11 protein-coding genes are annotated in these 12,490 nt (G+C 36.2%); 8 read left to right on the top strand and 3 right to left on the bottom strand.

All coding sequences use genetic code 11. The features are described from left to right. Positions 1-700: 700 nt before the first annotated feature. The 4 genes from Q5O30_RS06550 to lepB all read left to right on the top strand — a co-directional run bounded on the left by Q5O30_RS06550 (position 701) and on the right by lepB (position 4,959). A complete protein-coding gene (locus tag Q5O30_RS06550; protein WP_302674624.1) occupies positions 701-3,139 on the top strand; it encodes a family 43 glycosylhydrolase in 2,439 nt (812 codons plus the stop codon). 29 nt (positions 3,140-3,168) lie between these two features. After that, positions 3,169-3,309: a hypothetical protein gene (locus tag Q5O30_RS06545; RefSeq protein ID WP_021952951.1), complete on the top strand. Its 141-nt coding sequence runs from the start codon at positions 3,169-3,171 to the stop codon at positions 3,307-3,309. A 195-nt stretch (positions 3,310-3,504) separates the two neighbouring features. Beyond that, positions 3,505-4,125, top strand: a complete 621-nt coding sequence (locus Q5O30_RS06540) for a flavodoxin family protein (protein WP_021952950.1) — start codon at positions 3,505-3,507, stop codon at positions 4,123-4,125. Between the two features lie 177 nt (positions 4,126-4,302). Further along, positions 4,303-4,959: a signal peptidase I gene (lepB, locus tag Q5O30_RS06535; RefSeq protein WP_302624651.1), complete on the top strand. Its 657-nt coding sequence runs from the start codon at positions 4,303-4,305 to the stop codon at positions 4,957-4,959. Positions 4,960-5,137: 178 nt separating this feature from the next. Here the strand turns inward: lepB and Q5O30_RS06530 are convergent, their stop codons facing one another. Next, positions 5,138-6,001, bottom strand: coding sequence for an N-acetyltransferase (locus tag Q5O30_RS06530; RefSeq protein ID WP_021952948.1), 864 nt, complete (start codon positions 5,999-6,001; stop codon positions 5,138-5,140). A gap of 199 nt (positions 6,002-6,200) precedes the next feature. Between Q5O30_RS06530 and Q5O30_RS06525 the strand changes: the two genes are divergently transcribed. The 4 genes from Q5O30_RS06525 (at position 6,201) to Q5O30_RS06510 (ending at position 10,626) form a co-directional block, all read left to right on the top strand. Continuing rightward, positions 6,201-7,103 carry a deoxyribonuclease IV gene (locus Q5O30_RS06525; RefSeq protein WP_021952947.1) on the top strand — a complete coding sequence of 301 codons (903 nt, stop codon included), beginning with the start codon at positions 6,201-6,203 and terminating at the stop codon, positions 7,101-7,103. Then, positions 7,096-8,043: an AEC family transporter gene (locus Q5O30_RS06520; RefSeq protein WP_021952946.1), complete on the top strand. Its 948-nt coding sequence runs from the start codon at positions 7,096-7,098 to the stop codon at positions 8,041-8,043. The genes Q5O30_RS06525 and Q5O30_RS06520 overlap by 8 nt, the downstream gene beginning before the upstream one ends. 38 nt (positions 8,044-8,081) lie before the next feature. Next, positions 8,082-9,863 carry an oligoendopeptidase F gene (gene pepF, locus Q5O30_RS06515; RefSeq protein WP_021952945.1) on the top strand — a complete coding sequence of 594 codons (1,782 nt, stop codon included), beginning with the start codon at positions 8,082-8,084 and terminating at the stop codon, positions 9,861-9,863. Positions 9,864-9,963: 100 nt separating this feature from the next. Continuing rightward, complete coding sequence (locus Q5O30_RS06510; protein ID WP_118589561.1) at positions 9,964-10,626, top strand: HAD family phosphatase; 663 nt, start codon at positions 9,964-9,966, stop codon at positions 10,624-10,626. 62 nt (positions 10,627-10,688) lie between these two features. Here Q5O30_RS06510 and Q5O30_RS06505 read toward each other — a convergent pair whose 3' ends face one another. Continuing rightward, on the bottom strand, positions 10,689-11,615 hold the full coding sequence (locus Q5O30_RS06505) for a DMT family transporter (RefSeq protein ID WP_021952943.1): 927 nt from the start codon (positions 11,613-11,615) through the stop codon (positions 10,689-10,691). 84 nt (positions 11,616-11,699) lie between these two features. Next, on the bottom strand, positions 11,700-12,287 hold the full coding sequence (locus Q5O30_RS06500) for a YdcF family protein (RefSeq protein WP_021952942.1): 588 nt from the start codon (positions 12,285-12,287) through the stop codon (positions 11,700-11,702). Between the last annotated feature and the right edge of the window lie 203 nt (positions 12,288-12,490).

The following is a 12,490-nucleotide window of genomic DNA, read 5'->3' as shown; positions in this document are numbered from 1 at the left end:
GAATGAGTGGGGAAGCATTAGGAGAAGCGAGAGGAAGAGAAACTGAACGTAAGATAATGCAGGAGAAGCTGGATGAAAAGCAGAACCAAATAGAAAAAGAACGTAAAAGATATGAAAAAGAAATAGAGGAATTAAAGAGGCAGCTAGCCGAGAGGCAGACAGCCTAATAAGAAGCCGGATGGTCAAGGACTGTCCGGCTTTTAAGGTACAACGACCTAATAATAGGATGTATAAGAGTAGTAAGAAGGTGCGCCCTTAAAAATAAATAAAAATTTCTATATCCGGTAACACTAAAATAAAAAGGATAAAAATGAAAGTAGTATTAATTGTTATAGGAATAATTATAGTGGTGTTAATTAATTTTGTATTGTATTGCTGCTTAAGAGTAGCATCTAAAACAGATCAGCTATATGAAAAATTATCAATTTCTGAAAAAGAAGAACAGAAAAAATGAAATGAGGAAATAAATATAAAATAAAAAATATTTAGTCAAAATTCACTAAAAAGTAAAGATTAATAGAAAAAATCCGTCTATTTGTATAATTTTTTTATAGAAAAACTCATTGTATTAATATATAATTGGCTGGTAAGGTTGCGTTATATTAGAGAGAAAAAATCCTGCATATATGCAGGTGGGTGTTGTACACCATATAAAATAATTATATAGAGAGGAGGAGTTGGCAGGAACGCCAATGAGTAAATGATGAAAAAAGGAAGGAAAGGGTTAGCGGCTTTATTGGTTATGGTAATGGTTATTACCATGATGGGGGGATTTAATGTTGCACAGAAAACCGAAGTAAACGCAGATGAAAAAACTTACTATGCAGGTAATCCTATTATTACCAGTATGTTTACAGCAGATCCGTCTGCCCATGTGTGGGAGAAGGATGGAAGAATTTACATTTATGCATCTCATGATATTTTCCCATCAAGAGGATGTGACTTAATGGACAAGTATCATGTATTTTCTTCAGATAATATGGTTACATGGAGAGATGAGGGAGAAATCCTTTCATCAGACGATGTATCATGGGGACGTGAAGAAGGTGGGTTTATGTGGGCTCCTGATGCAGCTTATGAAAACGGAACATATTATTTTTATTTCCCACACCCAACAGGTTCAGGAGATGCATGGAATAATACATGGAGAATTGGTATTGCAAAGAGTAATAGTCCTGCAAGCGGATTTAAGTGTGCTGATGATGGTTATGTAAAGAAAAAAGACGGTTCACCTTATGTTACAGGTATTGATCCATGTATATTTAAAGATGATGATGGTTCATACTATCTCTACACAGGTGGTGGAGCAGCATGTTACGTGGCAAAAATGCAGTCTGATATGCAGACATTAGCAGAGGAGCCGGTTAGAATTGACCAGACACTTACAGATTTCCATGAAGGTATGTGGGTATTTAAGAAAGATGGTCTTTACTATGCAATGTATGCAGACAATACAGCAGGTCAGAACCTTATGAGATATTCTACTGCTAATTCACCATACGGACCATGGAAAGAGGGTGGAATTGTTCTTGAAGGAACAGGTTGTGATACAACTCATGGTTCTATAACAGCATATAAGGGACATTGGTATCTTTTCTATCACAATTGTGAAATCTCAGGAAATGGAACATTGCGTTCAGTATGTATTGATGAAGTTAAGTTTAACAGCGACGGATCTATCCAGACGGTACAGCAGACCAAACAGGGTGTTGCTAATGTAGATTATGTTGATCCGGCAGATATTGCAGGAAATAACAGTAGCCCGGATCCTGCTAAATTTACAGAGAAGACAGATTATAGTATTGCAAATGCACAAATTGGTGGGGGAGCCACAAGAGGCGGGGATGCCATTGAAAACCTTCATTATGAAGGCTCATATGTTGAGTGGAATAATGTAAACGGAGAAAAAGGCGGTCAGGCTATGCTTACCGTTTACTATGGAACACCAGACGGAGCTACGGCATTAGTTAACAGTTCCGGGGATACAGTAGGAGACGGATATTTCCTGAAATTTAACAAAACTACTGCCTGGGGAGATTTCTCAGGCGTAGCTACATGCTTTATTGATTTGAATCCGGGAACTAATAATACCGTTAAACTTACCTGTGGTATGGGTGGTGTAAACATTACCGGTATGTCTATTTCATTACCTGATCAGAATGCACCACAGGAAACAACCCTGGCACCGACACAGAAGCCTACAGAGAAACCTACTGAAGCACCAACTCAGGCACCTGAGTATGGTAAGTGTGATTTGGTTGTTACTGATATTGATACAGAGAAGAATTACTATACAGGAGAAGAAGCAGTATTTACTGTTACGATTAAAAATCAGGGCACAGCAACCAGTACATCAAATACAAAGCATGGTGTTGCACTTTCTGTAGACGGACAGGTCGTTAACTGGTGTGATACATTCTTCGGACCGTTGAAACCGGGAGAAGAGGTTACTGTTTCCATGAATGGTGGACCAAATACCAAGAATTCATGGACGGTTGTTTCAGGTACACATACAGTTTCTGCTCATGTAAATGATACAAGAGATGTTGATGAGTCAGACACAAGCAACAATATATTCTCAAAGACTATGACATTTACAGACAAACCGGCTAAATCTACAGACATCAGAGTAGACGGATATCAGATTAGTACAACTCTTGGTGGATTTAGAACAGTTTATTCAGTAAGTGATCCTAATGCAGAAGTTGAAAGCTTAGGTTTAGTATATGGACTTTCAAGTTATGTTTCAGAACGTGATATGGTTGTAGGAAGCAGCAATAACAGGGTGTTTGATTATGCAGCAACTGAAAAGGGACGTATGGATATGTCTATTAACGGAGATGAAGACTATGAAAGTTATACTATGACGTTACAGTTTGATAAGCAGCAAGTTGCTTTTTTAAGCGAGAAGATGTTAGTTCGTGCTTATGCGAAATTAAAAGATGGCTCAATTATCTATAGCAAGGTACAGAGCACATCAATTTATGATACAGCAGATTACTTGTATAAGAATTTAATGATGAACACTTTAAGTGCACACAATTACTTATTTAATAATATTTTGTCTGTTGTTACACCGGCATATAAGGAGATTGATTACAATTGGAACAGCTCCGTTGTTACTCCTGATGAATTTTAATTTAAATATTGAAAAGGGAGGCCGGAAAAGTGAAAAAAAGAAGAATAATATCCTTTCTTATGGTAATGGTTATATGCCTTACAATGCCCGGATGCTTTGATATGGCACCGGGTGGAGGTAAGGTTAAGGCAGCAGATATTTATTATGCAAAATCGTTGCATAACAAATAATATTAATAATAAGGGCATGTCACATATGTGGTATGTCCTTTTTTAGAATAAAAATAATAACATTAATAAGTGGGCAGTTCCTTTGTATATTTAAAAATATATGTTATAATGATTTAATTGTATAAATACAATAAAATAATAAGGGAAAAGAACTCATATTTATGTCTATTCAAAATAACCGGAGGTTAGATTTAAATGAAAGTATTAATGTTTAATGGAAGTCCAAAAGCTAATGGATGTACATATACGGCACTTTGTGAGATGGCAAAGGTTTTACAGGAAGAAGGAATTGAAACAGAGATTATGCATGTAGGAGGCAAACCACAGGGGGGCTGCATGGGCTGTGGCGGATGTGGCACTACAGGAGAATGCGTGTATGGAGGAATGGTAGTTGAGGCAGCTAAAAAGCTTGAACAGGCAGACGCAGTGGTATTTGGTAGTCCGGTACATTATGCCTCTATTAGTGGAAACATGATGGGATTACTTCACAGATTATCATGGAGTGCGGGAAAGTATCTTAAATATAAACCTGCTGCAATGGTGGTAAGTGCAAAACGTGCCGGCACAACCAGTGCATTAGATGAAATTGCCAAAATACCTGAATTTTTCCATATGCCACTAATTAATGGAAATTACTGGCCTATGGTTCATGGCAGCACCCCGGAAGATGTTAAAAAGGATGAAGAGGGCCTTCAGACTGTAAGAAATATTGCAAGAAATATGGCATGGATTTTAAAATGCATTGAGGCAGGAAAGGAAAAGGGAATAGTGCATCCGGAACCGGAAGCCCAAATTAGAACAAATTTCATAAAATAGTATTAATTTTAACAAAATAGAGAATTTGTTAATAGAATTGTAACAGAACATTTATTGCATATATATTCCATTGATTATATACTAAAAAAGTCAAAAAAATTGGAAGACGAAAGGAAATGTGACGGAATGGAAGATAACAGAAATTACCAATCAGAAGAGGTAGAAGATGAAAATCTGATGGACGACGTGATTGTTAACCCGGCAGATGATTCAGTTAAGGAGAACGGAAAGCCTCGAAAAAAACAGGAAAGTGAACCTATTAATGTAAAGAAGGAGATTTTCAGCTGGATTAGAATAATTGTTGTGGCAGTGGTTATTGCCTTTGTTATAAACAATTTTATTATTATGAATGCCAACGTTCCTACAGGTTCTATGATGAACACAATAATGAAAGGGGACCGCATGATTGGACTTAGAACATCATATTGGCTCTCAGATCCTAAGAGAGGAGACATTGTTATTTTTATCAATCCTGATTATGATGAAAACAGTCCTAAGGAGGAGAAGTACTACGTAAAGAGAGTAATTGGACTTCCGGGAGAGAAAGTAACTATTAAGGATGCAAAAATTTATATCAACGATTCAGATAAACCATTAGATGAACCGTACCTTCCGGAAGAATGGGTATATGTAAATGGTTCAGATGAAGAGTTGACATATCAGGTTCCGGAGGGATGTTATTTCATGCTTGGTGATAACAGAAATAACTCCAGTGATGCAAGATTCTGGAACAATACGTACTTAAAGCGTGAGAATGTAATTGCAAAAGCAGTATTTAAGTATTGGCCTTGGGATCACAAGGGATTATTTGAAAAAGTAGACTATGCACAGTAATGTGTGGTAGTGTTGTGCTGAATAATGGTTGCCATAGATATGTGGTAGCACTGAATAAATGGCTGTCGCTAAGATGCGGCGGTCATTTGTTATATTAGAATATTTGGGGGCTGGTACCATTGAAAAATAGGAAAAACAAATATCAACTATTATCAACTATTAAAACATAGCCTAAAAACTACATTTCATATATTTCAGCGCTGTCAACTACCACAAACCCCAGTTTCTTATACAGTGAAATGGCAGGTTTGTTGTCACCACTTACATGAAGCAAAACATATGTGTGGTCTTTGGACAAATAAGAAATTACAGCATCAAGCATTTTAAAGCCGTACCCCATACCACGGTATTTATCAAAAACCAGAACATCATGAATACATACAGTCCTGTCATTAAACAATTCAATAAGGCAGCTGCCAACAGTTGCACCCTGTGAGACCATTTCAAATTTAACACCTTGAGTGGTACTTTCTAAATCCCCGTCAACTATCTTTACATATTTAGGAAGTGTTTTGTAACAGGCACTAGATAATGAAAACTTCATCATATATTCAGTGGCAGTTTTTTCAAAGCCTAAATGAGACAAAACAGCACAACCGGTAGAATTCTTGGAATTTAACATTGCTGAAATATAAAAGTCATTATAATCAGTTAAAAATGAGTCTAAAAGAGATGACATTAAATTTAGTTTTCTGTACTTCGGAAGAACATATCCACAAATATCAACAATTTCATTATTATAGAAGTCAGCACTTAAAAATCCTACTGTTTTTCCCTCATGTACGCCATAGTACAAAACAGGTAACGGATTAACCCGGTTTGAATCATCATATGAAACAGGTGAAGAGTTACCCGGGGTTGAACCATTACATAAAACCGACTCGGAATCATCACATGAAACAGATAGCGCCTCATTTTCTCCGAAAAACAGTTGGGGAATATGTTGATTTTCGTTTTTGCAGATTTCATAAATATTGGTGCAAATTTCCCTTAAATCCTTTGAAATAGCATAACTTTTTTTCATGTCAAATATAAATGTCATAACAGAACCCCTTTCCCGAAAAAACGACGAAGGTTAAATAAAAATATGTTTAAACGGTGTCACTTAAATTGGTTTGATTATACCAAATGCAATAGAAAAAATACAGTATATGTGGTATAGTGGGAAAGCAAAAGGTTAATATTATTAGATAAATACCATTGGATAAAAATTACAAAATAAAGGTTTTATGGAGAGTGTTATGTTGAAAATAGGTTCACATGTTAAGATGAGTGGCAAGGATATGCTTCTTGGCTCGGCGAAGGAGGCAAAATCCTATGGAGCAAATGTTTTTATGGCATATACCGGTGCACCTCAAAATACCAAAAGAAAAGATGTAAGTGAATTAAAGATAAAAGAAGCATGGGAATATATGCAAAAAAACGGCATTGAAGATATTATAATTCATGCACCATATATTATTAATTTAGGCAATACCATTAAGCCTGAAACCTATGAAATTGCAGAAAAGTTTTTGGCTACGGAATTAGACAGAACGGAAAAAATGGGAAGTAAGGTTATGGTTTTACATCCCGGCTCCCACGTTGGAGCAGGTGTTGACGCAGGAATTAAGCAGATAATAAACGGCATAAACAATGTACTTAGCAGAGACACAAAGGCATATATAGCATTAGAAACCATGGCAGGAAAAGGAAGCGAGATAGGCAGAAACTTTGAGGAAATTGCAAGAATTTATGATGGCGTTAAATATAACGATAAGCTCCGTGTCTGCTTTGACACATGCCATGTAAACGATAGTGGATATGATTTGGTAAATGATTTAAGTGGAACATTTGAGAAATTCGACAAAGTAATAGGAACTGACCAGATTGCGGTTTTTCATATTAATGACAGCAAAAATCCCTGTGGTGCAGCAAAAGACAGACACGAAAACATTGGCTTTGGAAACATAGGATTTGAAACTCTTAAGGAAATTGTCTATATGAAGGAATTTGAAAATATTCCAAAAATTCTAGAGACCCCATATATTAAGGATCCGGATAACGATAAAAAATCCTATGCACCCTACAAATTTGAGATAGAAATGTTAAAGCAGAGAGAATTAAATCCTAATTTGCAAAAAGAGGTTATTGAAAATGAATAGCTTGATTTATAGTTTAAATGCAACAGTTCCGGTTTTTCTGGTAATTGTTGTGGGATATTTACTTAAAAAAATAGGCTGGATAAATGAAGGATTTATAAAGGCATCAAATAAAATTAACTTTACAATTACCCTGCCGGCTTTACTTATACAGGACATGATGAACAATGATTTTCTGCAGAAATTTGACGGAATGTATGTTGTATATTGTGCAGTGGTAACGTCAATATGTTTCTTCGCCACATGGGTTGGAGCTAAATTGTTGGTAAAGGATAAAACAATTGTTGGTGAGTTTGTTCAGGCTTCATATCGAAGTAGTGCGGCAGTGTTAGGAGCCGCATTTGTGTTTAATATATATGGGGACACAGGAATGGTGCCTCTGATGATTTTAGGGGCGGTACCACTTTATAATGTTTATGCAGTTTTGGTTTTAACAGTGGAATGTCCGCAGAAAGGCGCAAGTCAGGATAAAACCTTACTAACCACCTTAAAGGGAATAGTAACAAATCCTATTATTTTAAGTATTTTTGCCGGGGTTATTTTATCTGCAACAAAGGTGCAGTTCCCTAAAATAATAGATAATACCATAGGAAATTTTGCAAGAATAGCCACTCCGTTGGCACTTTTGGCAATTGGTGGTAGTTTTGAATTTGGAAAGGCAATAAAAAAGGCAAAGCCTGTCATTGTTGCTACGTTTTTTAAACTTATAGGCTGGGCAATGGTATTTTTGCCAATAGCTGTGTGGTTAGGATACAGGGATGAGAAGCTGATGGCATTGGTTATTATGCTGACATCCCCTACTACTCCAAGTTGTTACATAATGGCAAAAAGCATGAAATCAGAAGGAACTCTTACAAGCAGTGTTGTAGTGTTGACAACCCTATGTTCTGCATTCACCCTGACCGCTATTATATTCGTATTAAAAAGCCTGGGATTATTGTAGGATAGGGCATTAAATAAAATAGGTGAGGAGGAAACCAAATGAAGAGAAGTGAACAGAAAATTCAGGATACCTGGAAAATGGAGGATATGTTTATAAGTGATGAGGCATGGGAAAAGGACTTTGAAAAGGCAACAAAGATGATTCCTCATTATAGTGATTTTTCAGGTGAAGTTTCAAAGGATAAAGAAAAATTAATTGAATATTTTAATTTCAATGATGAGATAAATTTGTTAGTGGAAAGACTTTATGTATATTCAAACCAAAAGTACCATCAGGATATGGCAGAGGCAAAGTATCAGGCATATTCAGGAAAGGCACAGAAACTGGCAGTAGACATAGGAAGTGCATCAGCTTTTTTTGAACCGGAAATTTTGGAAATGGAGGAAGATACATTACTTTCATGGATGCAGGATGACAGGCTGGCCGATTACCGGAGATATGTGGGAGAAATATTGAGAGGAAAAGCTCATACTCTTGATAAGAAGACAGAAGAAATTTTGGCAAAAAGCAGAAAAATGGCGGCAGCAGCTGACAACATTTATTCAATGTACAATGGTGCCGATATTGATTTCCCGGTGGTAAAGGGAAGTGACAATAAGGAAATCAAAATAACCCATGGCAATTATGTCCCAATTCTTGCGGGAGAGGACAGAGAACTTAGAAAAAATGCCTTTAAGGCTTTATATGATACCTATGGCAAAATGAAAAATACAATTGCGGCAACCTTTAATGCAAATGTTGAACAGGCATGCTTTTATGCAGATGTGAGAAATTATTCCTCATCCCTTGCAATGCACCTTGATGGAAGTAATATCCCGGTGTCAGTTTATGATAATTTAATAGATGTTGTGCACGAAAACATGGGATTGATGCACAGATACGTTAAATTAAGAAAGAAGATTCTTGGAGTGGATGAACTACATATGTATGATGTTTACGCTCCAATTGCTAAGGCACCTAAGGATAAAATACCTTTTGAAAAAGCAAAGAAAATGGTTTTAGAAGCACTAAAACCTATGGGTGAGGATTATCTTTCCAAGTTAAAAGAAGGCTTTAACAACAGATGGATTGACGTTTACGAAAATGAAGGAAAAAGAAGCGGGGCATATTCCTGGGGAGCTTACGGAACCCATCCTTATGTGTTACTTAACTATCAGGGAACTCTTGATGACGTGTTTACTCTAGCACACGAAATGGGGCATGCTCTTCATTCATATTATTCCGATACAACACAACCATATATTAATGCAGGATACCGTATTTTTGTGGCAGAGGTGGCATCTACATGTAATGAGTCACTTTTAATACATCATTTGCTGAAAAACACTGATGACAGGGATACGAAAGCTTATCTTATTAATCATTTTCTTGAGCAATTTAAGGGAACGCTGTATCGTCAGACAATGTTTGCTGAGTTTGAAAAAATAACTCATCATATGGTAGAGCAGGGAGAAACTTTAACAAGTGACCTTCTTTGTGAAACATATTTGAATTTAAATAAAGAATATTTTGGAGAAGAAATGGTATCGGACGATGAAATCGCTTTGGAATGGGCGAGAATACCACATTTCTATAATCCGTTTTATGTTTATCAATATGCAACGGGAATTTCAGCGGCAATTGCCCTTTCTAAGAAAATAATGAATGAAGGGGAAAGTGCTGTTAAGGATTATATGAAGTTTTTAACAGGAGGCGGTTCAAAGGATCCTATTGACCTTCTTAAAATGGCAGGAGTGAATATGGCTGAAAAAGAGCCGGTACAGCAGGCACTTAACCTGTTTGGTGATTTATTAGACCAAATGGAAGAAATAGTAAAATAAAATCTTTTTATTGGAAGCCTGCCGGAATTTAGTATATGATATTACACAGGTGCAATGTTAATGGCATTGTAATGAGGGACAATGCAGTTGATAAAAAAATATGGAGCATAAGATGAAATTTAATGAAAATTATAAGGGCTATATATTTGATTTAGATGGGACCATTCTTGATAGTTCATGGGTATGGGATATGGTTGACATAAAATTCCTGGGAGATAGAGGCTATGATGTCCCTGAGGATTATGTGGAATCAATTTCTCCGTTAGGGGCTTACAAGGCGGCAGTTTATACCATTGACCGGTTTAATCTTCATGGGGAAAAACCGGAAGAACTGGTAAGGGAATGGTTTGACATGGCAAAGGAAGAATACGCAAAAAAAGTAGTATGTAAGCCTGGAGCAAAGGAATATATCACACACCTTTTTAAAGGGGGAAAGAAGCTGGCTGTTGCTACGTCTTCAGATCGGGAGTTATTTATGCCTACTTTGGAAAGAGAAGGAATACTTAACTGTTTTTCTGAAATTGTAACAGTGGATGAGGTAAAACGTGGCAAAGGTTTTCCTGACATATATGAGGAAGCCGCCAGACGTATTCACCATGAAAAGAAGGATTGCGTTGTATTTGAGGATATTCTCACAGGAGTTATGGGGGCAAAAGCAGGGGGATTTACGGTGGTTGCCGTTGAAGATGAAAAATCTGAATGTAATAAAATGAAGATAAGGGAAATTGCAGATTATTATATTGAAAAATATCCCTTTGTGTAAATATAAAGCCCCGTTGCAAATATCATAAATGATGTTGCAGCAGGGCTTTAGTTATTTAAAGATTAATTTTTATATTTTTTAAAATTGGGAGCAGGTAACTGGGCTAAAATTATGGCAACAAAAATCAATCCACATCCGGCTAACTCACGGGAACCCATGGACTGACCTAAAATTATCCATCCTGCAATAACTGAAAATACTGATTCAAGACTCATTAAAAGGGAGGCTACAGTAGGGTTTAGACCCTTTTGTCCAATAATCTGTAGTGTATAAGCTACGCCGCAGGAGAAAATTCCGGCATACAAAATAGGAATCCATACATCAACTGTCATAAGAGGTGGAATCCATTGGAAAATGCCTGTTATTGAATGTTTCATATCGAAAATAAACATTGGCACTGCTGATGTAATTCCACATACGAAAAACTGGATGCAGGACATTTTAACACCATCTACTAAAAGTGAGAAATAATCAATAATTAAAATATGTAACGAAAAAATAAAAGCACAAAGTAGCAGTAGCAAATCTGCTAAATTAAAGCCAGAGGAACCTTTGGCACATAAAAGATATAAACCTGCTAATGAGAGACATACCCCAATCCAAATATTAATACCGCATTTTTTCTTTAGAAAAAGACCAAGTATAGGCACAATCAGAATGTAGCAGGCAGTAAGAAAACCGGCTTTACCGGCAGATGCACCAAGATATAACCCAAGTTGTTGCAGATTGCTTGCCAGAGACAATGCAAGTCCGCAGCAAATACCACCAATAATTAAAAGTTTTCTTTCGGTTTTATCGGACTTACCTTTTCCCTTATTTAAAAAGAAAATAACAGGAATAAGTACCAGAGAGCCAATAAACGAACGGATGCAGTTGAAGGTATACGGGCCACATGCATCCCCACCGGAACTTTGGGCTACAAAAGCAACACCCCATATAAAAGCTGTAAGAATTAAAAGTAGTGAATGTCTTAATTTTAAACTGTTCATAAATTTCTCCATATGTATATATTTGTACAAACAGTAGTATTTTACTTCATGGAGTGGGTTTTTGCAAATAGGAAAGAGCATCCTTTAATTTAATAATTTATACCACTTATAACCAATATAGAAAAAAGTCTCTCTTGCTACAAAGGGGATTTTTGATTTCAAGGTTTTATATGCACTGGTGCCGGTAGGAGACGAAAATGCATCTATGCCACAGTCTTTTGATAATAACATAGACCTTTTCATATGCAGTGGGTCACTTACAATTAATGCTGTTTTAAATTTATTATTATCCATTATTGTTTTGGAGTATTCTAAATTCTCCTGAGTAATTGTGGATTTATCTTCTTTAAATATATCTTCCAAGGGAATGTTATTTTCAGTCAAATATTCTGCTGCCACATCAGCATCACTTCTGGTATTACCCGCACCTATTCCACCGGTGACAATTAATTTCTTCACTTTTCCTTCATTGTAAAGTTTAATAGCGTGATTTAATCTTTGCTTGTACACCTCAGATACTTCTGTATCATTACAGGCTGCACCTAATACAATCGCCACATCACATTCTTTGTCTTCATAAACATTGCTGTAGGTGCAAATGGAGACTACATTACTTATTATATAAATTAATATAATTACCGGTATTATAAATAAAAATTTTCTTTTCTCCATATCTGTCGCCCTTTTATATTAAAAACACTAGCGTTATCATTCTTTGCTACTTAAATATATGTTTTTATAATAACAAATATTTTAGGGGATATCAAACGTTGTGTTTTGGTGTTGTGCCAATGAAAGTCGGTAAAGTTGAGTGGATATGTCGTAATAAATGTCGTAATAAATGTCGTAATAAATGTCGTAATAAATGTCGTAAT

Source organism: Eubacterium sp. CAG:161 (assembly GCF_000432355.1).
Taxonomy (GTDB): Bacteria; Bacillota; Clostridia; order Lachnospirales; family Lachnospiraceae; genus Eubacterium_G; species Eubacterium_G segne.
Note: the sequence above shows the minus strand (reverse complement) of the source record. Positions and strands in the feature narration are given on the sequence as shown.